17 protein-coding genes and 3 pseudogenes are annotated in these 25,943 nt (G+C 68.2%); 14 read left to right on the forward strand and 6 right to left on the reverse strand.

Going from position 1 to position 25,943, the window contains the following annotated elements; genetic code table 11:
- Positions 1–1,953: 1,953 nt before the first annotated feature.
- The 3 genes and pseudogenes from AQJ30_RS06735 to AQJ30_RS06745 form a co-directional block, all read left to right on the forward strand.
- The gene (locus AQJ30_RS06735) at positions 1,954–4,422 is read left to right on the forward strand and encodes a SpoIIE family protein phosphatase (RefSeq protein WP_245726828.1); all 2,469 of its coding nucleotides are present in this window, start codon (positions 1,954–1,956) and stop codon (positions 4,420–4,422) included.
- A 115-nt stretch (positions 4,423–4,537) separates the two neighbouring features.
- Positions 4,538–4,764 (forward strand): annotated as a pseudogene (tpg, locus tag AQJ30_RS40070) (telomere-protecting terminal protein Tpg); the annotation flags it as partial.
- A 147-nt stretch (positions 4,765–4,911) separates the two neighbouring features.
- A pseudogene (locus AQJ30_RS06745) lies at positions 4,912–5,730 on the forward strand (DEAD/DEAH box helicase); the annotation flags it as partial.
- Here the strand turns inward: AQJ30_RS06745 and AQJ30_RS40180 are convergent.
- Positions 5,725–6,240 (reverse strand): ATP-binding protein, encoded by a 516-nt coding sequence (locus AQJ30_RS40180; protein WP_483855234.1) that lies wholly within the window; start codon positions 6,238–6,240, stop codon positions 5,725–5,727. The pseudogene AQJ30_RS06745 and the gene AQJ30_RS40180 overlap by 6 nt on opposite strands.
- A 1,112-nt stretch (positions 6,241–7,352) precedes the next feature.
- Between AQJ30_RS40180 and AQJ30_RS06750 the strand changes: the two genes are divergently transcribed.
- The 5 genes from AQJ30_RS06750 (at position 7,353) to AQJ30_RS39155 (ending at position 11,748) form a co-directional block, all read left to right on the forward strand.
- Complete coding sequence (locus AQJ30_RS06750) at positions 7,353–7,688, forward strand: MerR family transcriptional regulator (RefSeq protein WP_067229888.1); 336 nt, start codon at positions 7,353–7,355, stop codon at positions 7,686–7,688.
- A gap of 58 nt (positions 7,689–7,746) precedes the next feature.
- Positions 7,747–8,541: a PAQR family membrane homeostasis protein TrhA gene (gene trhA, locus AQJ30_RS06755; RefSeq protein WP_245726829.1), complete on the forward strand. Its 795-nt coding sequence runs from the start codon at positions 7,747–7,749 to the stop codon at positions 8,539–8,541.
- Positions 8,542–8,701: 160 nt separating this feature from the next.
- Entirely contained in the window at positions 8,702–9,940 is a 1,239-nt protein-coding gene (locus AQJ30_RS06760) for a PP2C family protein-serine/threonine phosphatase (protein WP_067229893.1), read from the forward strand.
- Between the two features lie 597 nt (positions 9,941–10,537).
- Positions 10,538–11,467 carry a glycosyltransferase family 2 protein gene (locus AQJ30_RS38340; RefSeq protein ID WP_067229895.1) on the forward strand — a complete coding sequence of 310 codons (930 nt, stop codon included), beginning with the start codon at positions 10,538–10,540 and terminating at the stop codon, positions 11,465–11,467.
- Positions 11,468–11,562: 95 nt separating this feature from the next.
- Entirely contained in the window at positions 11,563–11,748 is a 186-nt protein-coding gene (locus AQJ30_RS39155; RefSeq protein ID WP_245726830.1) for a DUF6233 domain-containing protein, read from the forward strand.
- A gap of 55 nt (positions 11,749–11,803) precedes the next feature.
- Here AQJ30_RS39155 and AQJ30_RS06770 read toward each other — a convergent pair whose 3' ends face one another.
- Positions 11,804–12,085: a hypothetical protein gene (locus AQJ30_RS06770; RefSeq protein ID WP_067229897.1), complete on the reverse strand. Its 282-nt coding sequence runs from the start codon at positions 12,083–12,085 to the stop codon at positions 11,804–11,806.
- A 327-nt stretch (positions 12,086–12,412) separates the two neighbouring features.
- A complete protein-coding gene (locus tag AQJ30_RS06775) occupies positions 12,413–12,991 on the reverse strand; it encodes a hypothetical protein (RefSeq protein ID WP_067229900.1) in 579 nt (192 codons plus the stop codon).
- A 221-nt stretch (positions 12,992–13,212) separates the two neighbouring features.
- On the opposite strand from AQJ30_RS06775, the pseudogene AQJ30_RS06780 reads away from it, so the two are divergent.
- Positions 13,213–13,822, forward strand: a pseudogene (locus AQJ30_RS06780) (helix-turn-helix domain-containing protein).
- Between the two features lie 173 nt (positions 13,823–13,995).
- Here AQJ30_RS06780 and AQJ30_RS38345 read toward each other — a convergent pair.
- Positions 13,996–15,744, reverse strand: coding sequence for a glycosyltransferase family 2 protein (locus AQJ30_RS38345; protein WP_342671616.1), 1,749 nt, complete (start codon positions 15,742–15,744; stop codon positions 13,996–13,998).
- Entirely contained in the window at positions 15,711–17,111 is a 1,401-nt protein-coding gene (locus tag AQJ30_RS06790; RefSeq protein ID WP_067229904.1) for a glycosyl hydrolase family 28-related protein, read from the reverse strand. Before AQJ30_RS06790 ends, AQJ30_RS38345 begins: the two co-directional genes overlap by 34 nt.
- Before the next feature lie 999 nt (positions 17,112–18,110).
- Here AQJ30_RS06790 and AQJ30_RS06795 point away from each other — a divergent pair.
- From AQJ30_RS06795 to AQJ30_RS06815, 5 genes are all read left to right on the forward strand, one after another.
- Positions 18,111–18,902, forward strand: a complete 792-nt coding sequence (locus tag AQJ30_RS06795) for a COG4705 family protein (RefSeq protein WP_067230928.1) — start codon at positions 18,111–18,113, stop codon at positions 18,900–18,902.
- A 222-nt stretch (positions 18,903–19,124) separates the two neighbouring features.
- Positions 19,125–19,862: a response regulator transcription factor gene (locus AQJ30_RS06800; protein WP_245726831.1), complete on the forward strand. Its 738-nt coding sequence runs from the start codon at positions 19,125–19,127 to the stop codon at positions 19,860–19,862.
- The gene (locus tag AQJ30_RS06805; protein WP_245726856.1) at positions 19,780–20,919 is read left to right on the forward strand and encodes a sensor histidine kinase; all 1,140 of its coding nucleotides are present in this window, start codon (positions 19,780–19,782) and stop codon (positions 20,917–20,919) included. The genes AQJ30_RS06800 and AQJ30_RS06805 overlap by 83 nt, the downstream gene beginning before the upstream one ends.
- Positions 20,920–20,957: 38 nt before the next feature.
- The gene (locus AQJ30_RS06810; RefSeq protein ID WP_067229909.1) at positions 20,958–22,010 is read left to right on the forward strand and encodes a COG4705 family protein; all 1,053 of its coding nucleotides are present in this window, start codon (positions 20,958–20,960) and stop codon (positions 22,008–22,010) included.
- A 645-nt stretch (positions 22,011–22,655) separates the two neighbouring features.
- Positions 22,656–23,753, forward strand: a complete 1,098-nt coding sequence (locus tag AQJ30_RS06815) for an IS110 family RNA-guided transposase (protein ID WP_067229911.1) — start codon at positions 22,656–22,658, stop codon at positions 23,751–23,753.
- 886 nt (positions 23,754–24,639) lie between these two features.
- On the opposite strand, the gene AQJ30_RS06820 is transcribed toward AQJ30_RS06815, so the two are convergent.
- Positions 24,640–25,914: a PD-(D/E)XK nuclease domain-containing protein gene (locus tag AQJ30_RS06820; protein ID WP_067229913.1), complete on the reverse strand. Its 1,275-nt coding sequence runs from the start codon at positions 25,912–25,914 to the stop codon at positions 24,640–24,642.
- Positions 25,915–25,943: the final 29 nt, after the last annotated feature.

Consider the following 25,943-nt stretch of genomic DNA (forward strand, 5'->3'; position numbering starts at 1 on the left):
GGACACCCGCAGAGCCACCGCACCTGGTCTCACGCTGACGCCCCGATGGAGCCCGCCGGCGCGCAGGACGATGGAAGCGTGGGCGAGCACAACGAGGACCGGGAGCACGGCGTCGGCCCGGGGCGGCCGCCGCTGACTGCGGCCCATGCCCGGGAGATGACGGCCGGGCTGTGCGAGGCGATTGGACGACGTCCGCCGCTCCGGGGTGGTGCTCGCGGCCCGGCGGGTCCAGGACGCGCACACCCCCCGAGTCTGGGTGCCGCTTTCGAGGGCGAGGACGTGGGCTCTCAATCCGTCGGCCAACCTTCCTCAGTGGCTGAACCGGCCCCTGCGTCGCACCGTCGCCTGGCCCCCGGCGGCTGCCCTGCCCCCGGCACGGCAGCCGCCGGGGGCACGGCATTTCGCATCGCAGCCACTCTCGTATTCGGCAGTTGTCACCCAGATAGCAACGCGCAGCCACTCATATTCAGCCCGCACCGCAGGGAGTCGGCAAGCCGACCTGGCGGATCCTGCCGACACCGCTAGGGTCCCTGCGTCACTGCCCCCCGCCGAGGGACAGAACCCTTGGGAGGTCCCGGCAGCCCACTACCGACCGGTTCTTCATCATCCCCGTCACCAATCCGGCTGGCCGGAGTGCTGTGCTAGGGGGCAGGAGCTGGCCGCCACTCGTATGGGCGAAGTGCGCGGCGGAACACGAAGGGCCCTGCCCCCTCTGTCTCGGGGAGGCAGCGGGGGCAGGGCCCGTAGCGGTGTCGGCAAGACCCGCCAGGTCAGCTTGGCAGATTCCGTCCGGCGGGGTGTCGTGACGCGCGGGGGCCGGTCAGAGGGCGCACGGCGAATGCTGTTGCTGGGGGTGCCAGATCTCGCTGCCGGTGGTCAGGTCGGCTTCGGCCTCGGCGGTGGTGCCGTACAGTCGCGGGCTCCGGTTCGCGGCCGTCCCGGGTCTGCACACCAAGCGGCGTCGGTCGGGTTCGAGGCCTATTCTCGGCCCTAACGAGCTGGTGCACGGTAGGCGGTGAGGCGTGGAGGACTGCGGCGGGGATCAGTATTGACATCTGCTGTGCCGAGGTGGCAGGCCAAGGCCCGCCAGTTCTTCCAAGGCACGACGCCGTGCTCGACGCGGATACGACGTGAGGCTGCGCCTTGTGCTGCCGCTCGTGCATCTCCTCGTACCAGTCCGTGGCGTTCTTCTTGACCTTGCGGTGCGGTGGCGTCGTCACGCTCCCGCCGGTCTGGGTGCCCAGGCCCTGGTAACCGGCATCCGCGGGGATCTCCAGTGCAGGTCCGACGTCCAGAAGTCCAACTAGCCCCAACTGGCGAGCATGGGTGATGCCTGCGTAGCTGCCGTGCCGTGCCGGACTGCAGATGAGGACAGGACCGTCACCGTCCGTGACAATCATGCTCTTGACCGCGTTCTGCTCGCTCTTGCCATAGATGAACTTGTCCGGGTTTTTGCGCCCGGCGCCCGGCGGCCGGGCACCTGACGCGGATCTCGGTTCCATGAGTGACGGCATGGCGCAGGTGCACGAGTGTGGCCAGGAGCCGGTCGACGAAGACCAGCCGGTGCTTCGCACCCGCGCCGCAACGCATTTCCCACCACACGACCATGATCGACGATCAGGAGCCCGACGCCTCACCGCCCGCCGTGCACCAGCTCGACAGGTCGTGTTTGTAAAACGCGTCGTCCGCCTGGCGGGCGGGCCCAGTGCGTGTCCGGTGCGTGCTCTCGGCGTGCTGGGCGGACGCCAGCGTACTGGCCGTCCTCGGGTGTTCGCCCGGTGCCGCGGTGGGGTACCTCCCGCGCGTGCGAAGTCGAGCGTGGGGGCGTCGTGGGGCAGGCGCGACTTTGCGGGCTCGGCCCAGCCGTTGTGCCTCCGCTCCAGCAAGCAGATTCTTGGAAAGAGGCGCGCTGACCGCGTCGCTGGCCGTAGTGATAGCGAGGATGGATGTGTCGTGACCAGTTTGACACCCGCCCCTGGGGCGGCCGATCGGGGCGACCCGCTGGGTGTCACGCGCGCAGCCGTCGTCACGCTGGACGAATGCAAACGGGTGACCGGCTGGAGCCCGCAGGCCGAGCGGCTGCTTGGCTACCGAGCGGAAGAGGTGCTTGGCCGACCGGTCGGTGTGCTGTCGGTGCGGGCAGGGGAAGCGGACGGGGGGTGGCCCGGCTCGCAAGCGGACCATGGCATGCCTGTTCACGCGGTTCTCCGTCACCGGTCCGGTCACGCTCTTCGGGCGGTGACGGCGCTGCACCGGCTCCCGGTGGCGGGCAACGTCTACCTCCTGTTGGTGGCAGATGCCGAGGAACATGCGGAGTGGCAATTTCGACAGGCTCTGCTCCATAGCCTTGCCGCTGACTCCTCGGTAGCGCTCACGATCTATGGCCCGGACTTGCGGGTGGCCTGGGCCAATGCCGCGGCGCGAAAGGAGTTGCCGGGAGACTTCGCGCAGTATCTGGGGCGTAGTGAGGGCGATCTGTATCCCGGTAGCCAGGTGCTTTCCGTTGGGCACCCGCCTTCGGTGACCCAGATGATGGGCGAGGTGCTCGCCTCCGGGCAGTCGGTCGTCGATCTTCTGTATCGGGGACGTACTCTCGCGGATCCGGATCGCGAACACGTGTGGTCACTGTCCTACTACCGACTGCAAGATGCGGCGGGCCTGACGCTGGGCGTGTGTGAGGAGTCGGTTGACGTCACCGATCTGTACCGAGCCCAGCACAGACTGACTCTGCTGAACAGGGCCGCTGCCCGGGTGGGCAGCACCCTGGACCTTGACCGCACGGCAGAAGAATTCGCCGAGATCCTGGTGCCTGAGATCGCCGACTTCATCGCTGTCGACTTGATCGGGGCCGTTGTGGACGGCTGGGAACCCGATGCCCGTTCCGTCGCCCGGACGGGCGACCTGCGTCGAGCCGTCCACCGGTCCGTCCGCGAGGACCTGCCCGAAGTCGTCGTCCCAGCCGGCGGCACGGTGGGGTATGCGGAGGGTTCGCCGCAGTGGCAGTGTCTCGCAAGCGGGCGCCCCGTCCTGAACGCGGTGTTGGCGCCGTCGAGCCCCTGGCTGGTGAAGGACAGCGCGCGCAGCACCCTCAGACGAGAGCTGGGCATCCACTCCCACATGGTGGTTCCGCTCCGGGCTCGGGACGTGACCATGGGGGTGGCGACCCTGATGCGGTGGCGCAACCCCGAACCGTTCACACCGGAAGACCTGCTCCTCGTCGAAGAACTCGCTGCCCGGGCCGCTGTTTGCATCGACAACGCACGCCGGTTCACCCGAGAGCGGCACTCCGCGCTCATGCTCCAGCGCAGCCTGCTGCCGCACGACATGCCCGCCCGCGCGGCCGTGGAGGCCGCCTACCGGTACCTGCCCGCCGACACACAGGCGGGAGTGGGCGGTGACTGGTTCGATGTACTGCCCCTGGCGTGCGCCCGGGTGGGGCTGGTGGTGGGCGACGTCGTCGGACACGGCCTGCGTGCCGCTGCCACGATGGGCCGACTGCGCACAGCCGTGCACACGTTGGCCGACCTGGATCTGCCGCCCGACGAACTGCTGGCACACCTCGACGACCTGGTTCAACGCTTGGCCGAAGAGGCCGAGGCGGCGCATCCGCGTGGAGTCGAAGGTGTAGTCGGCGCCACCTGCCTGTACGGCGTCTACGACTCGGTCACCCGGCGTGCGACATTCGCCAGCGCCGGACATCCGCCGCCCGCCATCGCACACAAGAACAAGCCGGTGGAGTTCTGCGACATCCCGACCGGCCCCCCGCTCGGCGTGGGCGGCATGCCCTTCGAAGCGGTGGAGGTCGACATCCCGGACGACTGCGTCCTGGCTCTGTACACCGATGGTCTGATCACGGCCTCCCAGTCCGACGCGGACATCGGTCTGGCGCGACTGAGCTTCGCGCTCGCTCATCCGGACCGCCCTCTGGAAGAGATCACCGGCACGCTGGAGCGCATCCTGCTGCCCGATCATCCTCCGGACGACGTCGCCTTCCTGGTTGCCCGGCCTCGCCCCCTGCCTGCCGACTGCGTCGCCTCATGGAGGCTGGCCTTCGATCTGGAAACGGCCGGGCGGGCCCGCGCGCTGACCGGCGAGCGCCTCGCTCAGTGGCGGCTTGAGGAACTGACCTTCTCGGCCGAATTGATCGTCAGCGAACTGGTCACCAACGCGATCCGGCATGCGCGCGGCCCCGTCTCCCTGCGGCTCATCCGGACAGAGGACCGTCTCATCTGCGCGGTCTCGGACGGCAGCAGCACCGCACCCCACATGCGACGGGCGGCAGCTGGCGATGAAGGAGGCCGCGGCCTCTTCCTGGTGGCGCAGTTCGCCGCACGCTGGGGCACCCGCCACACCACGGACGGGAAAATCATCTGGGCGGAAGTCCTCGCCCCTGCGGCAGAAGCGGGCACCTTCATCCCGTGACATCGACCGCCGCTCACAGCTCACATGGCCACGTCGCAACTCAGTCGGCCACGCTTGGCCGGAAGGCGTTGGTGCGCCTGAGCCGTGGCGGTCGGTGCTGGCATCGCAGACCCCGACCGGCGACATCGTCATAGAGACCCGGGCCCGGATCGGCTACGTCGCCCCGATCGGGTCGGCGGACGAAGACCGCATCCGGCACCTGACCGTCGCGCTCCCGCCCCGCGAGGCCCCTGCTTCTTCGACGCCCGAGATGTCGGCGCCAGCGACCAGCAGATTGCCGCCGACGCGCACAAAGAGGTGTATTTCCAGGACGGCGGCCGCCGCGTCGGCAGCCTGGAGGACGCCGTAGCAGCCCGTGCCCCGAACGGCGCGAGCCCCACCCGAGTCAGAAGAGGAGGTCGACGAACACACCGTGGAAGTGGTGGCTTCTCCGTGCCGTTCATAGCAGTGGGAATTCCTTGGTATGTGCCACATCGAGGAAGGTTCCGCATGAACCGCACGTACACGAACGACCGCCTCGCCCGCACCCGTGACGGCCGAGCCGACGCCGGAAGGGGCGGCAGCGGCTACGGCTCGCAGGCACCGCGCCGTACCGGCGGGCCCGTCCGCTCCGGCGGTCACGGCCGTTGGCCCGCCACCCTGCAAGGTAAGTTCGCGCTGCCCAGGACGATCACCCCCGCGCTGCCCGCCGTCGAGGGCTTCGCCCATCTCGACATGCCCGAACAGCTGCTGGCCGAACTCGGCAGGCAGGGTGTGACGGCACCGTACCCGATCCAGGGAGCGACGCTGCCCCTTGCGGGCCGTGACGTCCCGGGGCGCGGCCGCACCGGATCCGGCAAGACCCTGGCCTTCGGCCTCGCCCTGCTCGCGCGTACCGCGGGGCAGCGTGCTGAGCTCCGTCGGCCGCTGGGGCTGATCCTCATACCCACGCGTGAGCTGGCACGGCAGGTGACCGACGCGCTGACCCCGTACGCACGCTCCGTGCGGCTGCGGCTGGCCACGGTGGTGGGCGGCATGTCGATCGGCAGGCAGGCCGGCGCGTTGCGCGGCGGAGCCGAGATCGTCGTCGCGACACCGGGCCGGCTCAAGGACCTCATCGACCGCGCCGAATGCCGGCTGAACCCGTCGGCCGGTGCGGTCACGACGACGGGGCGCCACGTCCTGCACGTCCACGGCGCCGACAAGCGCGCCGCCACGACCGAGATCGCCGCCCGGGACGGCCGTGTGATCATGTTCCTGGACACCAAGCACGCCGTCGACCGGCTGACCGTACGGGCCGCCGCGCTGCACGGCGGCAAGTCGCTACCCGGCAAGGAAGGCGCTCACGGTCTTGCCGCCGGCGGCCCGGCGGGATTCCGCCGTGACGCGCGCGAGGCGGGTGACTGTGGGCCAGCCGAAGCCCCCGGTGCCTCCGTTCAGGTCAGGCGTCCGCATGCGCGGCACATGCCGGCCAGGATAGTGAACGGCGACCTCGATGGTGTCGGGGTGCGCAGTCAGGTCCAGTGCGCAGCAGCCCCCGCCGGGGCGCAGAGCATGGGTGACGAGCTCGGACACGACCAAGACCACAGTGTCCGCCGCGTCAGGGGCCACGGCCGGCTGCTGCAAACCTGAGAGGAAGGCCCGTGCCGTATCGCGTGCGTCGGCAATGGCTGCGGTGAACGGACGGCTGCGGCGCTCGCCATCACCGTGATCATCAGCGTCACCACGGTCTCTGAATAGTCCATGCCCCTGCCTACCCAGCCCCTGTGCCCTCCACCCGCCAACCCCACGAAGCCACAGTGCTTGCCTGGAGGGTACGGAGGACCACAGTCGACGCATGACAGGCGCCTGCTGCCGTGAGCCAGTGTCTCCGCAGTCCACGGTCTGCTCGAGTCAGAGGCCGTGTCGGTTCGCCACGAGCTGCTCGATCATCCCGGGACCGTCGGAGGCGGCGCAGGGACTCCTGCCACGTTCGTCAACGGCCGACCTGCGGGGCGTCACGGCTGGAAACGCCCGGTCCCGGCCAGTGGAGTTCTCCACGAGACGCTGTGTTGGCCGGTGCCCGCCGACGGTAGCCGCGGCGCAGTCGGCGACGTCCCGCTCAGGCCGAGGTGCTGCGCGGCGGGGGATCCCCTGCGCGCCGGACTGAGCCGGAAGCTGCTTGAACCGTCCATGGACCGGCCGAGGTAGACCGGCCAAGACGGATTACCTCATCGTGGAGTGCACGGAAATCTATGCCAGCCGAAGTAGACTTTCGTCGGCGGCGTGGTTATGGTTTCTCTCGTAGCCGAGATCGAGAGAGGCCCGGCAGAAATGAACCGCCGGGCAGCAGGGCGCAGTTGTAGTTTGCAGGACGGTGCGGTGGTGGAGTTCCGAAGCCAGAGCGGTTGCAGGACGGCGACGGGACTGACGACCGGACCGGGTGGCCCGCAATGATCAGGGGCCGCTATGAGCAGCACCGCAGTGGCGGTACCAGTGAGTGAAGGTTCGCCGTACCCAGCAGTGAAGTCAGTAAGCCGCACCTCGGTGAAGGCGTCGGCTGCGGACGCGCGCACCGGGAAGTTCGGCAGTGGGGTTCCAAGCCAGAGCAGACGCAGGACGGGCGACGGGGCCGGCTGCCGAAGAGTGGCGCTTTGACAGGCCACAGAGCAGTTCGCATCACCAGTAGTACGCAGTGGAGCAGTACCAGCGTTTGAGGGAATGAACGGAGGAATTGGCGCCATCAGGATCGCCCGGGTGGAAGTCATCAGGAGCCCGGGTACCGCAGGACATCGATAGTGAGGTGGTCTCCGGTCGAGCAACCGCGATCCCAGCATTCCCGGCAGCATCTCGGTCGGGTGTGCGGTGACAGAAGGCCGGCGCAGCAACAGGGCCGGCAGATGGTGTAGCAGTTCCTTCGGGCCCTGGCGCCGTACGGCGCCAGGGCCCTCCATGCGTTTGAGAGAGGTTCGATGACAGCAGACGACTCCTACAGCCGTCTCGACGACGAGGACTATCCCGCCTACACCATGGGCCGGGCCGCCGACATGCTCGGCACGACGCAGGGCTTCCTGCGCGCCCTCGGCGAACACCGCCTCATCACCCCGCTGCGCTCCGCAGGCGGACACCGGCGCTACTCCCGCTACCAGCTGCGCATCGCCGCCCGCGCCCGGGAACTCGTCGACCAGGGAACCCCGATCGAGGCCGCCTGCCGCATCATCGTCCTCGAGGACCAACTCGAAGAAGCCCAGCGCATCAACGCCGAATACCGCCGCAAGGCAGCAGCCCTGCACACAGCCGTCACCTGACACGCATGCGCGATACCTCGCCCGACCCCGCACATCCGCCCTTCAAGAACATGAGCGCATGATCGCCGAAGACAGTGAGACGCCATCCCACGGACGGGAGCCCCAGCCCGGCCCGGGCAACCCGCCCCACACCTCGCGTGTCCCGGTGATGGATGCGCCTCCCGCCGCAACTGGCCGGCTGACCGCCGCCACCGGCCTGGAAGCCCGGGTCGAGCGGGCTGCGACCGCGCTGAAACCAAGGATGCGCGGCTGGCTGCACGCCGGCGTCTTCCCCCTCGCGCTGGCCGGGGGCATCGTCCTGATCGCCGTATCACGTTCGGGCGCGGCGGTAGCGGCCTGCGCGGTGTACGCGGTGTCGGCTTGTCTGCTGTTCGGTACCAGCGCGGTCTACCACCGCGGAACGTGGGGTCTGCGCGGGGAAGCGGTGCTGCGGCGGCTGGACCACGCGAACATCTTCCTGATCATTGCCGGCACGTACACCCCGTTGGCGGTGCTGCTGCTGCCCGAAGGCCAGCAGAGGGTGCTACTGGCGGTGGTCTGGGCGGGGGCGCTGGCCGGGATCGCATTCCGCATCCTGTGGATCGGGGCGCCCCGCTGGCTGTACACGCCGTGTTACATCGCGCTGGGCTGGGTGGCCGTCTTCAACCTGCCCGACTTCGCGCACGCCGGCGGCAGCGCGGTCGTCGTGCTCGTCATCGCCGGCGGTCTGCTCTACACCGCGGGCGCCGTCGTCTACGGACTCAAGCGCCCCGACCCCTCACCGGCCTGGTTCGGCTTCCATGAAGTCTTCCACGCCCTGACCATCGCTGCCTTCGCCGCGCACTACACCGCCATCCTCCTCGCAGCCACATGACGGCTCCAGCGGGCAGAAGTCGCGTCCGGTAGGGCAATGTGACCCGTCCGGGTACCCCTCAGCGTCATCGAGCAATGGAGGAGCCGCTGTGACCGCAGAAAGGCCGGACGGCAAACGGACCGCTCGTCTTCCCCGGGGCGGAAGTGGCCGGGGCACGGCGATGACTCTGGCGGGGACGTTGGAGGCGGCGGAGGCCGCAGCGCCCGTGGAGTCGCTCGACGTGGTCGCGCGCTTGCTCCGGGAGCGCCTCGGAGCGGTGTCGGTGTCGTTCCTGATCACCGACTTCACCGGCAGTTCGGTCGTGCGGCTGGGGGCGGCGGGCAGCGTTGACACCGACGAACCCGCCCGGCGCATCACGCTGCGGGGCACCCTGTACGACGATGTGATCCGCACCCAGCGGCCGCGGGTGCAGGACGACGGCAAGGGCAGTCTGGTGCGGGTCGTGGCCCCGGTGACCAACCGCGGGGACGCCATCGGGCTCCTCGAACTCTTCCTGCCGACGGCGCCCGACGCGAAGACGATGCGCGAGATCGGCGAGACCGCGCACGCGCTGGCGTACATCGTCATCGCCAATCGGTCCTTCACCGACGTCTACCAGTGGGGACGCCGGACCAAGCCCCTGAATCTGGCCGCGGAGATCCAGCATCGGCTGCTCCCGGCCTCGCTCGCATGCGAGGCGGCGCAGTTCGCGGTAGCCGGGGCCCTGGAGCCGGCCGATCACGTCGGAGGTGACACCTTCGACTACGCGATCGACCGGGATACCGTCCAGCTCTCCGTCACCGACGCCATGGGGCACGATGTCCAGGCCGCGCTGCTGGCTACTCTCGCGGTGGGAGCCCTGCGCCGGGCCCGGCGGGCCGGTGCCGATCTCGCCGAACAGGCCCGCCAGGCCGACCAGGCCATGCGCGAGCACGGCCACAAGGGCTACGTCACCGGCCAGCTCCTGCGCATCAGCCTGATCGACGGCAGGACCGAGTTCGTCAACGCCGGACACCCCTGGCCGCTGCGGATGCGGGACGGCCAGGTGCGGGAGATCACTCCGATGGTAGACATGCCGTTCGGTTTCGACGCCCCTCATACCTACCGGGTCCAGTCGCTGGACCTGCGTCCGGGCGACCGACTAGTGATGCTGACCGACGGCATGCTGGAGTACAACGCAGACAGCCTCGACCTGTCCGACCTGATCGTGCGCACCCGCCCGCTGCATCCCCGCGAGGCCGCCCGTACCCTCATCGCGGCGATCGTCGACGCCAATGACGACCACCTGCAGGACGACGCGACCGTCATGTGCCTGGACTGGCACGGCACCCACCACTTCCAGCGGGACGCCGCCACCGGCGCCGACCTCACCGACGCCTCACAAGCGTCAGGAACGGGACCGACCACTCCGGAGCGGTGAGCCGGGCGTTTGGTAGGGACCGGGCCAAGCAGTGGCAGGCCAATACTGCGCAACGCCGCTGACAGAAGGTCGGGATGCCGGCGGGGACAGGCCGGGTCGGGTGGGAGGTCAGTGGGCGGGCTCCCGGCCAAGGGCCTGGGCAGGGCTGAGCTGCTGGTGGAAGTCGGCGTCGACGTCACCCGCGACGCCTACGGCCGGTGGCCGGGGAGAATCGACTGTAGGGCACCACCGTTTCCGGCGAACAGCCGGACGGTGGGACGGATCAGGTCCTGGAGCGGCGGCTGCCGCGGCGTTCCGACGAGGACAGCCTCCTCATCGACGCCGGGAGCCGGTCCGACGCTGAAGCCATTGATTGGGCAACCCCGCACCATCGGGAGCAGGAACCCGGTCCTCCCTGCCACAGGCCGTGTCGCGGAAGGTGGCTGTTGGGCGCTACCGGAAGCCGAGGTGTCTCTGGTGGGCCGGCCGACGCGGGGGGAAACACGCAAAGAGGCTCTGGGGCCTGCGTTCGTACGCCGGAGCAGAGACCTGACCCCCAAGGGTCTGACCCTGCCCGGGCACGTACCCGACCTTCGCTGCGCCGGTCCTGGACGCATCGTGGTGCTGGTAACCGCACACAACGAAGAAGCGCTCATCGCCGAAACCCTCCAGTCACTCGCGGCTCAGACCAGGCCGGCGGACGAGGTCATCGTCGTCGCCGACCGGTGCACCGACCGAACCGCTCAGATCAGCGCAGCCCACGGCGCGAGGGTCGTTGAATCGGTCGGGAACACGCAGGCCAAGGCGGGCGCGCTCAACCAGGTCCTGGACGAACTGCTACCGCAGCTGTCCGACGACGACGCAGTCATGATCATGGACTCCGACACCTCATTGTCCCCCGAGTTCATCGCCCGCGCGGCCCGCCGCCTGCACGAACAGGAACCCGGCCTCCCGCCCATGGGGAGTGTGGGTGCCATCTTCTTCGGCTACCCGCTGCGCGGTCTGGTCTGCCACCTCCAGGACAACGAGTACGTGCGTTACGCACGCGAACTGCACCGCCGCCACGGCCGCGCCGACGTCCTGACCGGCACCGCCTCCCTCTACCCGGCCAAGGCCCTGCGCCACGTCCACCGAGCCCGCACCGAGCACACCCTGCCCCGAGGGGACGCCGTCTACGACGTGCAGTCGCTGACCGAGGACAACGAACTGACCCTCGGACTCAGCCACCTCGGGTACCGCTGCGCCTCCCCGTGCGCGTGCGTCGTGGGCACCGAGCTCATGCCCACCTGGTCCCGGCTCTACTACCAGCGGCTGCGATGGCAGCGCGGCGCCCTGGACAACCTGCGGGCCTACGGCCTCACCCGCGTCACGCTGCCCTACGTGTGCCGGCAGGCGCTCACCTATCTGAGCGTGGCGTTCGTCCCCTTCTTCTTCCTGCACCGGGCGGGTATGCGCGAGGGCCTGGCGGACGAAGACCAGATCGCTGCGTCCGCGCTCATCGACTGGCTCGGCGGGGGCCCCGACCACTGGGACTCCATGGCCCGGTGAGCGCCTGCGGTACCGACAGGCGTCGGCGCCAGCCCGCCGAGAAGGTCCCCCCTCCCACGGTTGCGCGTGCGCCGGCTGCGGCTGGCTCCGCCGGAGTGGCTGATCCAGCACGGGCTGAACCGGACGAACCTCGATGCGGTGCACACGGCGAGTGCTGGGCCGCGGTCAAGAGCGGCCGGTGCCGCCCGGCCACCCGGCAGCAGGCCGTCGAGGCGCTGCGCCAGCAGGTCCCGGCGTGCGTCCACTGCCGCCCGGACACCGCCCTGGTCATCCTCGGATAGGGCCAGGCTTGCACCCCCGCCCGTCCACATCTCCGGAACCGCTTGCCTCTGTGACCTACACGACACCGTCGATGGCGGTCACCAGCTCCACGTCCAGAGCCAGTAGCAAATCCGCGCCTCCGCAGCGCTGGTAGGGGGCGCTGAGCGGGAGCTGGGCGACGTTGTTCAAGAGACCAGATGCGTGCACGGTTTCGGCCACAGCCTTGTTTGTGTGATCGATGGTGGTACAAGTGTTGTCGAATGCCGGGCTTCCGATGACACCGATACCCCCGGCTGCCGCCGACTCGGCATTAGCGATTCCAGCACCCATCGCAACAACCGTCAGACCCACCGCCACAGTGCCTCTGTATGTCTTCATGCTTCAGCCAACGACACATGCCCCTCTCAGTCACGGCGAGTAGTTGAGCAGCATGGATTCCCTCGAATTCGACATCTTCGCGGTCCGCAGGATCCACCTCGCTGACGCGGGCTGGGTCAAAGCTTCCACCTGCGCCCCTCGGTCTGCATGAACTTTGACTGACCCAGGCCGCGCCGCCCGGCCGGGTGCCTGCCCCCTCCGTCCAGCAGCGCGGGCATCTGCGAGGCAAGCTGCGATGGTCCGGTCTGGCGTCAGTGGGTGGGTGTCAGTGACGGCACAGGCCAGCCGAAGGCCACGCCTGTTCCGTCAGTGTCTGTCCGCCTGGCCTTCTTCCTCCGCGGCCATCGCGTCCAAGACCGCATGGGCCATCGCCTCGATGCGGTCGTTCAGCCTGTGCTGCTGCAGGTCGTGGCAGGCGTCGAGGACGGCTGCTGCATCCGTGGCGTTGAAGCCCAGTTGTTGCGCCTCCAGCGCTGCGCGGACGCTCTCAACGCCGTCAAGGAGTACCAGATCGGTTTCCTCTACCGTGTCCGGATATGACGGATTGCGCATCCACCCCTCGGCACCCCGAATGAACAAAGACACCATGGCGAGTTTGTCGGTCGGGTCAGCACGTGCGAATGAACGCAGCTGCGCAAGGTAGAGGATCTTGCTCCGTCCATCCTTCGCGCTGGAGACGAAGTGGCTCATCTCCTGAAATCCGGCCTCGGACGCGGTCGCCGTTCCTGTCTCCTGCCGGGCAGTCAGAGCAATCAGCGCCAGCAGTTCGACATAGACCGCGCCCGCTTGCGCGGTGACAGGTGTTTCGCCCTCGCGGGCCATCGGCAGGAATTGCTGACGAGCCACCTCGATAAGCCGGATCGCGTCGAACCGCGGCACCTCCACGACGAACTCCTTGATCGCCGCGGCGAAGGCTGCGTCAGCCTCAGTACCTGTCTCTGATCTTCCGTAGAACGCCTGGCGGCCCCTGCCGTGAGGCAAATGACAGGGGCGCCATCCGTTTCAGCTGCCCGGCGGACACGATGGCATGGCGCGTGATCAACAAGCCGTACTCCATGGCAATCTGCAGGTCAGCAGCATGATGTGGAGCCGGAGGTACACCGCTCGTGGCGGCGAACAGCAACCCCACCGTCAGGAGACGCCATCTGGGGGCCGAGCTGCGCCGGCTGCGCCTGGCCAGCGGACTGAAGAGCACCGACGTGGCCGAGCGGCTGATGATGTCCCAGCCCAAGATCAGCCATCTGGAAACGATCCCCCAACTCACCACCGAAGAGACCCGCAGGCGCCTGAAGGTACGCCTTCGCCGCCAGCACCGGATCTACGACCCGGCCCACCCCTTGCGCCTGTGGGTCGTCCTGGACGAATCGGCACTGCGTCGTGTCGTCGGAAGCCCCGACGTCATGCGGGAACAGCTGGAGCACCTGAACGCGCTCGGCGCCGAGCCGCACGTCACGGTCCAGGTCCTCCCCTACACCGCGGGGGCCCACCCGGGCTTGTCCGGACAGTTCTCCATCCTGCGGTTCGCCGACAGCTCCGCAGCACCCGTGGTATCTGGAGCGGTTCACCAGCGACCTCCATCTGGACAAGCCATCCGACGTGCAGCACTACAGCGCGTTGCACGCCCACCTCCAGGCCCAGGCCCTCAGCCCCGACAGCAGCCGCGACTTCATCACCGACGTAACCAAGATGTACGTCGACATGGCGGGCCGCCCCTGATCCGGCGAAGGCGAGCGGGCGTTGCATCCGCGTCGAGCTTCACCGGCGGCGGGACAGTGTGTTCAGGACCGCGACGCCGTGCCGGTGCGGGCCAAGGTGATGGTCATGGTGTTGGGAACGATCAGTCCCGCTGGGCTTTGCAGTCGGCGAGGAGTAGCGGTTGCCGTGACCGGTCAACGGTGGCTGCGGGAGCGGGTCGTTGCCGATGCCGGTGCCCCTGGCTGTCGCCAAGGTTCGATCTCGTGCTTCGGTTCTCCGCTGGGCAGGGACAGCAGCAGCCCCAGTGGGTACAGGCGGCTGAGGCGGATGACTGCTGCGGTGACACCGCAGACCACGAAGACGGCGATCAGGTGCCAGGCGATGCCGAGCGCGATGCAGGCGATGGCCAGGCCCACGACGGCGGCCAGCATAGTGAGCAGACCGCAGGTGGTGACCAGCAGTCGTCGGAGGCGTTTCTTACGGCCGCGTGTTTGTTCCCAGGTGGCGTCGGTGCGGGTCAGGATGTCGATGAGGGCTTTGGCGTAGACCACGTTGAGGAATTGGTCGAAGAGGACTTCCGGCACGATCGCACCGGCGAGCAGCAGGGACTTCCATCCGCCGTGTTTGGCTGCCCAGACGCGTTCGAAGGCGGCGATGCCGGTGACCGCGACCCAGAACCACGGCACTCCGGGAAAGCCCTTGGTGACGGTGTAGTACCCCAGGACGGTGAGGAAGAACGGCACGAAGGCCACACTCAGATAGGTGAGCGCCTGCCGGCACACGTAGGGCAGCGTGACGCGGGTGAGGCCGTAGGCCCTGAGGTTGTCCAGGGCGCCGCGCTGCCATCGCAGCCGCTGGTAGTAGAGCCGGGACCAGGTGGGCATGAGCTCGGTGCCCACGACGCACGCGCACGGGGAGGCGCAGCGGTACCCGAGGTGTTTGAGTGCGAGGGTCAGTTCGTTGTCCTCGGTCAGCGACTGCACGTCGTAGACGGCGTCCCCTCGGGGCAGGGTGTGCTCGGTGCGGGCTCGGTGGACGTGGCGCAGGGCCTTGGCCGGGTAGAGGGAGGCGGTGCCGGTCAGGACGTCGGCGCGGCCGTGGCGGCGGTGCAGTTCGCGTGCGTAGCGCACGTACTCATTGTTCTGGAGGTGGCAGACGAGTCGGCGTAGGGGGTAGCCGAAGAAGATGGCGCCCACGCCGCCGATGGGTGGGAGGCCGGGTTCCTGTTCGTGCAGGCGGCGGGCCGCGCGGGCGATGAACTCGGGGGACAATGAGGTGTCGGAGTCCATGATCATGACTGCGTCGTCGTCGGACAGCTGCGGTAGCAGTTCGTCCAGGACCTGGTTGAGCGCGCCCGCCTTGGCCTGCGTGTTCCCGACCGATTCGACGACCCTCGCGCCGTGGGCCGTGCTGATCTGAGCGGTTCGGTCGGTGCATCGGTCGGCGACGACGATGACCTCGTCCGCCGGCCTGGTCTGTGCCGCGAGTGACTGGAGGGTTTCGGCGATGAGCGCTTCTTCGTTGTGCGCGGGTACCAGCACGAGGATCCGGCCCGGCCCGGCGCGGCGGAGGTCGGGTATGTGTCCCGGCAGGGTCAGACCCTCGGAGGTCAGGTACCTTCGCTGACGTACGAACGCAGGCCCCCAAGCCTCTTCGCGCGTCTGCCCCCGCGTAGGCCGGCCCACCAATGGCACCTCAGCTTCCGATAGCTCCCATCGGACAGAACGAGCTTCCGCGTCGCCCGATCGATGGAGAGGGCGGCGGGCAGGCGCTCCCCGGCGTCGATGAGGGGGCTGTCCTCGTCGCAGCGCGGTGCCACCTGCCGCTGCAGGGCATCTCCATGCCCTACAGCCGATTCTCCCCTGCCAGTGCCGCCCGGCAAGTGGATCACTGCGGTCGTCTCTGCTGCTCAGAAGCCCTTGACGAAGTCGAGGACGTACCACTTGCTCGTGGTGGAGTTGTAGATCGCGGTGAGGAAGTCCCGCTTGCCGGCTGTCGTGGTGAGGGTGACAGTGGGGATCGTGGTGCCCCGGACGAAGATCGAATTGAGGGTGAGGGTGCGGTTCCCGGTGGCGTCCTGGATGAGTTCCCAGGTCACGCGTTGGCCGTTGATGGGATTGGTGGGCGCGCCCAGGGTCCTGTTGCCCTGGAGGGTGACGCGGAAGAGATTTCCGAGCGCCGCGTTGGTGGCGATGGTGGGGGCGTCGGTGAGGGCGACCGGGGCGGGGTTGACCTTGGAGTCGATGTAGTCCTTGCGCGTCAGATGCTCGGTCGCGGTCGGCGCGGTGCCTGAGGAGACGGTGCCTTCGTAGTAGGCCGAGTCTGCCCCGTAGACGAATCCGGCGGCGACGGTGCCGCCGGCGGTGTCGTTGATGATGTTGGTGCTGCCCGCCAGCGACAGGGGTTTGACGTTGCTGCAGTCGCCCAGGGTGGCCGAGCAGCCGGAATCGACTTTGACCGAGTTGACCGCTGTGCCGGTAGGGGTGTTCTCGGCGAATCCGAGGATGCTGACCGCTCGGGCGCCGCCGGTGACCCAGATGCTGACGTTGGGGCTGTTGTAGGTGAAAGGGTTGTACAGGCCCACGCCGATGGCTGCGTTGATCTTCCAGCTGTAGCCGTCGTATCCGGTGCCGCGGTTGACCGCGGACTCGGCTCCGCACCCGGTGAAGCTGATCCCCTGGCTTCCGACGCCGGTCACCTCGTAGCCGATACCGCAATGGTCGGCGGCGCAGCCGACGAAGGAACAGTAGGCCATGGTGTCCAGACGGAAGCCGGCGTTGGCGATGATATCGGCGTAGCAGGCGATGAACGAGCAACTTGTGCCTGCCGCGCCTCCGGAGACACCGTGGATGTCCCAGCCGTGGTTGCCGTTGTCGGCCGATGTCACGCCGGTGAACGTGGACACGATCGGGTTGGACAGCTCGATGCCGGTGTTGCCGAAGAACTTCACCGTCACCCGCGAGAACGCCAGCGACACGGTCGCGGGGTTCGCCGACCGCGTCAGCAGGATTCCTTTGCCGCTGCCGCTGCCCGGCCCCTGGAAGGTGAGGTCCTGGATGGTGAGCCTCGTGATGTCCGAGCCGGTGAGGCCGTGGGCCGTGGTGCTGCTCTGAGAGATCAGCGAAGAGCCGTCGCTGACGCCTTGGAGGATCAGGTTGGAGCGGGCCACCAGCGCGGAGGAGATCTTGTAGGTGCCCGCGGGGAACACGACGGTTCCGCCGGAGGAGGGCACCGCGTTGATCGCGGACTGGATTGCGGTGGTGTCGTCGGTGACGCCGTTGGCGGTCGCACCGTAGTCCAGGACGTTCAACCAGTAACTGGTAGCCATGAGGGTCTCCGTCGCTTGTTCGTCGACGCGGAGTGCTGAGCTGGGAGCAGCGAACACCGGATTCGGTGGCCGGCTCTGAGGAGAGGCGATCAGAGAGCGCGACTGAGGTCCCGAGGAGCGTGCTCCCGGCGGAGTAGCTCGTTCCCTGGGAATGGCCTTGGGCCTTGGTGACCGGCTGCTCAGGGGCGGGTGAGGGCACGATGACCAGCCGCCGCACAGTGACGCTACCGATGCAACTGATTACTTCACGTCATTTTAGTGACTGCGGGACGTCCCGTGAAGTCCTGCACATGTCCTTACACGCGTTCATCGGTCTGGTGATCGACGATGTGGTGGCAGGCACCCTCGCTGAGGCTCCCGGCCCAAGCGGTGCGGTCACATGGTGTCATCGGGTGAGCCACGCGGTCGCGTCGCCGGGCAAGCGTTCGCTCTCCAGGGGAACGCTGCTCAGGAGTACCCCGTCGTGGTCCGGCAGCCGAAGCAGCCGAAGGGCGCCAGGCATCCGATGTGCAGCACTACAGGGTGGTGCACGCCCACCTTCAGGCCCAGGCCCTCAACCCGGCGACAGCTGCGACTTGATCACCGATGTCACCAAGACGTACGTCAACGTGGCGAACCGCCCCTGAGTGCTGGCCACCTACGAGCGTGTGCTGTGTGCCCCAGCCTGCCGCGAACATCCCCCCATGCCACGGATGCACACCCTGCGGCGGGACCAGGACGTCGCCCAAAGCACGCCCGGTGCGCTGGGACAGCGTGGTGCTGCGCCCGGCGTACTGGAGACGGCCCGCGGTGTCGTAGCGGCCCAGCACTACGGGAGGCAGCCGATATCACTGGCCGCACGCTGCTGACCAGTGCATCGGCCTCTGTGTTCAGGTTGCATTCAGGTTCGACTGAGTCTCAGGCAACTCCCGTACCGGAAGCGCCAAAACTCTAGCAAAGGGGTCTGGAGCGAGGGCCGGGCACCATGTCATGGTGCCTGCCATGTCGACTGATCACCTCACTCACAACCGGCACGCGGGCCACATGCGGAACGCGGCGAGCAAGGTGCCGGAGGTGACCGTCTACTTCTGGATCATCAAGGTGCTCACCACCGGGATGGGCGAGACGGCGTCCGACTTTCTGGCTCATCTGCTTGGCCCGATCCCTGCTGTCGGCCTCGGTGGTATCGCCCTGGTGGCCGCTCTGGCGGTGCAGTTTGCCGTCCGCCGGTACGTGGCCTGGGTCTACTGGACGGCGATCGTCATGGTCAGTGTGTTCGGCACGATGGCCGCCGACGTCCTGCACGTCGGCCTCGGTGTGCCGTACACGCTGTCGACTCCGTTCTTCATGGCCGCGCTGGCCGCCGTCTTCGCCTTCTGGTACCGCAGCGAGCGCACCCTGTCCATCCACAGCATCCATACCCGGCGCCGCGAGACGTTCTACTGGGCCGCCGTGCTGGCCACGTTCGCGCTGGGTACCGCCGCCGGTGATCTCACTGCCACGATCGGTCGCGGCTATCTGGGCTCCGCGGTCCTGTACGCCGCCGCGATCGCCGTTCCAGCCGTCGCCCACCGGTGGGGGAGCCTGAACGCGGTGGCCGCGTTTTGGGCCGCGTACGTCATCACCCGCCCGCTCGGCGCCTCTGTCGCCGACTGGATGGCCGTCGGTCACGGCCGGGGCGGACTCGGCCTGGGCCTGGGGCCGGTCACGTTGTCCTGGACGGTGGCCATTCTCGGGTTCGTGGGCTATCTGGCCGTCTCCCGCAAGGACGTCCAGCGCGGCATCACGCCGTGAGGCTCCGGTAGCGTCGAGTGCGGCGTGGTCACCCGGCAGGGAGGCTGACCGCGCAAGCTGCCGCAGCATGTCCTCGGGGTGCGACAGGCGTCGATACCTGTGACCGTACGGTTCTGTGCGGGTCAGCCCGCGCGTGGGGCCGTCAACAGTGGCCTGCTCTCCACCCTCAGCGGCTGACCAGGGAAGATGGAGAACTGGGACGGGAGTATCTAGGGTCAGCGCGTGGCTTTCATCATGGTGTGCGAAGACGACGCGGCGGTCCGCGGCGTCCTCAAGCGCGCCCTGGAGCACGACGGGCACACCGTCTCCGTCGCCGCCACGGCCGACAGCCTGCTGCGGCAGCTCGAACCGGCGCCCCACCTGGTCGTCCTGGATCTCGGGCTCCCGGACGCCGACGGCCGAGACGTCTGCCTGGCCCTGCGGGCTCGCGGCGTCGACGCGCCGGTGTTGATGCTCACCGCCCTGGACGGCCTGCATCACAAGGTGGGCGGCTTCGAGGCCGGCGCCGACGACTACATGACCAAGCCCTTCGACATTCCGGAACTGCTGGTCCGCGTCCGGGCGCTGCTGCGCCGGGCCACCGTGGCGCCCGCACCGCGCGAGGTCGTCCTCGATCCGGCGAAGCACGTGGTTACCTACGATTCGGCGAACATGAGCCTGACCCCGACGGAGTTCCGGCTGCTGGGCCGTCTGATCGCCTCGCAGGGCGACGCGGTACGCCGCCACGCCCTCGTCGCTGCCGGCTGGCCGCACGGGGCGCAGGTCAGCGACAACACCCTCGACTCCTATGTGCGCCGGCTGCGGGCGAAGCTTGGTTCGCTGGGTGTGGCCGAGCGTCTGGCGACCGTCCGCGGCGACGGACGCCGACGCCCACGATCTGGCACGTACGCGCGCCGAGGCGGTCGCGGCGAACGTCACCGACAAGGGCGGCCGTATCGTACTGACGGAGAACGGCAGTGAGGCGCTGGACGAGGTCGCCTGGATGTATGCCGACGGCCGTCTGATCGACGGAAACGTCCCGCCGAGCCTGGTCGGTCGCGTCGAGGAGCTCGCGGACTCGGAGCGCTCGCAGACCGCGTCGGTCGGCGATTACCTCCTGTACGCGCGGAAGGTCCCGATGGACGGCCACCACGTCATGGTGATCGCCCGGGTGGACCTCACGCCCTACGAGACGTCCGAGCAGCGCAGCCTGACCTTGTCCCTGATACTGGGCGGCCTCACGATCCTCCTCGCCGGCGGGGTCGCACACCTCGTGGTGCGCCGCGCGCTGCGGGTCGTGCACGAGATGGCCGCCCTCGCCGACGACTGGGGCCGGCACGAACCCGGGCGCCGCTTCAACCTCGGCGTCCCCCGCGATGAGTTCGGGGAGCTGGGGCGGACCCTGGACCACCTCCTGGAGCGCGTCGACAACGCGCTGGCGGACGAGCGCCGGCTCACCGACGAGATCGCCCACGAGCTGCGGACACCGCTCACGGTGCTGCGGGCCGAGGCGCAGCTGGCGCAGCTGTCGGGCGAGCCGGTGCCGACGGAGGCGGTGCTGAGCGAGGTCGACCGCCTCGATACGGCGATCACGACGCTTCTGCGCGCCGCCCGCGCGCTGACGGAGAAGGGGACGCGGTGCGACCTGCGCTCCGCCGCACAGCAGGCAATCGCCGGCCGCGCGGTCGAGGTCGCCTTCCCCGCGAAGGTCGAGGTCGCCGTGTCGCCTGAGGTCGCCGTGTCGCTGCTGTCGCCCCTGCTGGACAACGGTCTGCGGCATGCGCGGTCGCGGGTGTGGATCACCGCGCGCAACCAGGGTGAGGCCATCGTGGTCGATGTCCTGGACGACGGCCCTGGATTCGATCCCGCGGAGGTCGACCGGGTCTTCGAAGTAGGGGTGACCGGTGGCGGCGGGTACGGGCTGGGGCTGCCGGTGGTCCGGCGCATCGCCGCCTCGGCCGGTGTGGAGGTCCGCGCGATCGCGGACGGCCGCGGTCACGTCGAGGTGACACTCCCGGCCGCCCGTGCAGCCGCGTAGTCAGGTTATGTGCAGGTTCCCCGCGTCAACCTCCCCGCATGACAGCGACAACGGAAGCGCGCACGCGCAGTGGGCGTCTCATGCTCAACAAGGTTCCCGAGGTCACCATCTGGTTCTGGGTGATCAAAATTCTCTGCACGACCGTGGGTGAGAGCTTCGCCGACTGGATCAACATGAAGCTGGGCGTCGGCCTGGTGAACACTGCCTGGATCTTCACCGCGGTGTTCGTGGTGGTCCTGGCCGTCCAGCTGAGGCTGAAGCGGTACGTCCCGTTCCCCTACTGGCTGACCGTGGTCGTTGTCAGCGTCACGGGCACCCTGTACACCGACATCCTGACCGACCAGCTCAACGTGCCACTGTGGATCAGCTCCGCGGTCTTCTCGGTGCTGCTCGCGGCGGTCTTCGGTGTCTGGTGGGCGCGGGAGCGCACACTGTCGATCCACTCGGTCACCACGCTTCCGCGGGAGTCGTTCTACTGGCTCGCCGTTCTCGTCACCTTCGCGCTCGGCACCGCGACCGGCGACTGGACACTTGAGCTCACCGGCTGGAGCCCGGGAGCCTCGGTCCTGCTGCCGCTCGGCCTCATCGCGGCGATCACGGCGCTGTGGAAGTTCGGCGCCAACCCGGTGCTGTCCTTCTGGCTCGCCTATATCCTGACGCGCCCGCTGGGCGCGAACATCGGCGACTGGCTCGCCTCCCCGAAGGTCGCCCAGCTGTGGGCCCACAGCCAGCCGCACGTCGGCCCGGCGCCGGAGGAAGACAACACCTCCGCCGTCCAGATGGCCCCCGGCCAGGCGGTGAAGAAGTTCCCGCCCGCCGAGGTCGCCGCGCTGAAGACCCTCGCCTCCACCTCGCTCAAGGACGCACGCTCGGGGAACGAGACCGGGGCCCACGCGGCCGCCCAGAAGCTGCGTGACCTGTGGGACGCCGACCAGGCGTCCCTGCAGCCGCTGGACCAGACCGGCTGGACCTCCATCGACGCCCAGATGGACAAGATGCTCAAGACGTTCGGCATCGACCACTCGAACCCGCCGATGTCGCCTGCGCAGCAGGAGAAGGAACTGAATGCCCTCCTGACGGACATGGGCTGACAGACCGCACAGCGCCCGGCCGGGCAGGCTCAGAGTGCCGAGGCAGCGCAGAGAACCGCGCTTCCTCGGCACACGCCAGGGAGCCTCGGAGGCAGGAAGTGAAGGCCGACTGGCCCGACTCGGGGAACGCCACGCCGGCAGCTGCTCGACGGGGGAGGACCCGAGACGCCCTCGGCAGTGAGGAGTCCTTCGCCGGGCTGCGCGAGGCCCGCCCCGTGGGCGGTGTCTCGTGCCGTTCGTGCCATGGTCGACGGACGACAGCTCGTAAAGCGGGCGGCAAGGCTGTCCGTCAATGCCGGTCGTGAGTAGACGAAGAAGCAACACAGGGCAGCTCGCCCTGGCCATGTTGAGCACCGGTTCGGGCGAAGCTTTTCGGCTGTGGTCGGGTCATGCCGTTGTACCGGGACCGATGGGACGGTTGCGCGGTGCCGTTCCGGGCGGGGGTCTGACTCATGAGATATATGACCCAAGTGTCCAGTCACAGGCGTGTCGACTGTCGTTGCGGGACGGCACCTGCAGGTACCGAGCCACAGGGGCGTGTCCCAATAGGGGCCTTGCTGAGTTTCAGGCGCCATCACGGTTCAGACCGCCCGAGCGGGTCGGTGCCGTCCACCCAGCACGTCACCCGCGGGAAGGCGAACCACCATGACGACCAGAGAGCGCAGCACCTCCTCGAGCACGGATCCGCCCGTTCGGCGCGAGGTCGTTCTGGGCGTGGACACGCACGGCGAGGTGCATGTCGCCGCCGTGGTCTCCCCGCTCGGGAAGATCTCGGGCACGGAGTCCTTTCCGGCGACGGCGGCTGGCTACCGGCAGCTGCTCGTGTGGGCCCGTAAGCGGGGGACGGTGCGCCGGGCCGGTGTGGAGGGCACCGGCACCTTCGGCGCGGGCCTGTCCCGCTACCTGCTGGCCCAGCAGATCCAGGTGTTCGAAGTGAACCGGCCCGACCGCTCGGCACGCCGCCTGCTCGGGAAGTCGGACCCGCTCGACGCGCAGGCTGCCGCGCGAGCCGTGCTCAGCGGTCGCGCCCGGGCCCGGGCCAAGTCCGGTGACGGTCCGGTGCAAAGTGCCCGGTTGTTCAAGCTCGCCAAGGACTCCGCGGTCAAGGCCCGCACCCAGGCGATCAACCAGCTCAAGGCCGTCCTGGTCATCGCCGACCCCGCCCTGCGGGAACGGTTGTCGACCTTGGGCAATGCCGAGCTGTTCCGCACCTGCGCGACCCTCAGCCCACCCGACAGTGAGGGAGACGAGGACGCGGTGACCCAGGCCACCCACCTGACGTTGCGCATGCTCGCCGAGCGCATCGAACAACTCACCAGGCAGATCAATGAGCTGAACCAACGCCTGACCGAGCTCGTCGAACGCCACGCCCCACAGCTACTCGAACCGGTGGGCATCGGCCCGAACAGCGCCGTCACGCTCCTGATCACCATGGGAGACAACCCCGAGCGGCTGAACTCCGAGGCATCCTTTGCTGCCCTTTGCGGAGTCAGCCCCATCGAGTACTCCTCCGGCCGCCGGAGCACGCGCCGGCTCAACCATGGCGGCGACCGCCAAGCGAACGCCGCCCTGCACCGCATCGTCTTCACCCGGCTGCGTCACGACCCGCGCACCCAGGCGTACTACGAACGCCGCACCCAGGAAGGCAAGACCCGACGCGAGATCATCCGATGCCTCAAGCGATATGCCGCCCGCGAGGTGTTCAACCTGGTCAGACCGGTCTCCCTTGCCCCCGCGTTATAGGGGCGTCAGTGATAGGGCGAGGCCCCGCCGGGCCCCTCCTGACGGGAGCACTGCACGGAGCCGTAAGACGACGAAGCCGCGCCGGAACGTTCCGGCGCGGCTTCGTCGTGAGATCAGCTGCGCTGGCGCGCACGATGCGGTCGGCGCATCACGCGGTCCGCGTCCTGTCACGCTTCCAGGGTGCGCCTACTTTGCGATTGCACTCGCCGGGAGGCACGGTTCTGGACGGCAGTGGGCGGCGGTCACACCGGTCGAAGGCCGGCAGGGCGAGGTCGCGACGAGCTGAGCCCTGAGGTGGAGTGAGGGGAAGGCGCATGCGGAGGCTGATGGGGCACCGAGGGCGGGCGACGATAAGGGCAGACATATTGAGCCCTACCGGTCAGATGTCCCGGAAGGGACCAGCCAACGCCGTGACCTGCGGCGTCTTGCCGATGCAGGTCGTTGACCTGCATGAATGCCCTCACAGTCCGCGCTCGTCAATTAGGTGCCGCCCGAGTGCCCTCTTGCGGGGGAATGTTGGCATGGATGTGTCAGGCAGCCATGCTTATGCCGATGAGAAGGAGGCGAGTTTGGACCTGAACGAGCACCACGATGCTGCACCCCTGCCCGAGCAGCCTGCGGACCGGCTATCGCCCGCGGCGCACTGGCCGTGCGTACTTGCGAGGCGTCCGCTCCGAACGTCACGCCCCTGACGTGGTGATCCCGATTCTCGATAGCTCAATGCCCGCGAACGCGTTCCGCATGAGGTCAGCAGTGTGCGCCTGGTGAACCGTCAGGCTCGTGATCAGGTAGACGTGTTCGGGCACACGCCGACAGGTTCAGGGCCATCGCAACGACAGAGGCCGGTGCGAATGCGAAGCTGGACATGCCCCTTCGTATGCCTGGGTCACGCATCGGGAGCGCCGTCGGCCTGTTGATTCCTACTGCGTCGTCGTGGCGATCGTTTGGGTTTCGGGATGTGACTGGGACGGGAGACGATGATCACATCGGTGATGTTGGGAAGTTTTAGGAGAGCGTTGCGGGTGGTGTCGTGTTCCTGGACGGAGGCGGACTCGTCGTATATGAAGACGGTCATCTGCCGGTAGGGCGAGTTTCCGGCAAGGTAGCCGATGTAGTCATCGTAGATCTCCTTCTCGAAGGTCTTGAAATCGGCGGCCTTGCGCGCGTATTTGACCTCTATGAGCAGAGCGAGCGAAGGGATGCCGAAATCCGCGCGGTAGGTGCTGTGGCCGAGCCTTCGGAGGGTTTCTTCCTCGACGAGGTCGTCGAATACGGGCCGGAGCATGAGCCAGAGGATGTTCTGGATCTCGCGTTCCGAGGTGATGGGCCATTTGATGGGGTTGTCGAGGTCGTCACCGTCGTAGCGCCATTGCCGCATCGCAGCCTCGAAACGACTCAGGAGCACGCCTACATGGGTGCGGCTCAGGAGAGTCTCGTCGATGCTGGCGGTGACTATCTGGGCGGTGGCCTCAAGGAGTAGCGCTGCCCGAGGCGCGGTTGGCTGCCCTGTATCGGCCAGGAGGATGTCGCTGAGCAGCCGGGACTGCAGTCGCCGCAACTCGTCTTGGTCCGCGAGGCGTCTGTCTCTGGCCGAGACGGTCAGCCAGTGAATACAGGCGGCTTCTACCGGATCGCGGATGCTGCAGGCGTCCACCGCAACGGCGGCGGTTGTGGTGCCGAGGATGCGCCGGGCGTGTTCTTGAAAAAGGCTCAGGAGGATGTTGGCAGGGCGTAGCTTCGGGTCTTGGAGGACCTCGGCCAGCCATGTGCGGGCTTGCGGAATGTCATCCTGCATTGTGTTGACGGCGAGCGCGAGTCCGATGATCTGCCTGGGATCGTTGACGAAGGTGACCCCATCGTCCTGGAACGGGTTCTTCCGCATGAGGGCAGGCAGGCCAGCGGTCAGGTGTTTCCGGGCAGCCGCCTGGGAGGCGGCTGTTGAGGAGAATCCGGCGAGGCCGTAGCCGAGGACGGCCAGGCCGTGAGAGTGGGCGAAGCGGTGCTCGTTGTCGGCGATCCATGCCGGCGCCAAGGGGTTGACGTCCCAGTCGAAGCTGAGGCGTCGTCGGCTCAGGATGTGATGGGCGAGCAGACCGTCGAGGTTGCCGGGCGCGTTCGCCTGTCGGATGCATTCCTCCAGGCGGGCGGTCTGCGCGGCCAACAGGTGTCCGGTGGGTGTGGCTCTTCCGG

The organism is Streptomyces longwoodensis, assembly GCF_001514125.1.
Lineage (GTDB): Bacteria > Actinomycetota > Actinomycetes > Streptomycetales > Streptomycetaceae > Streptomyces > Streptomyces longwoodensis.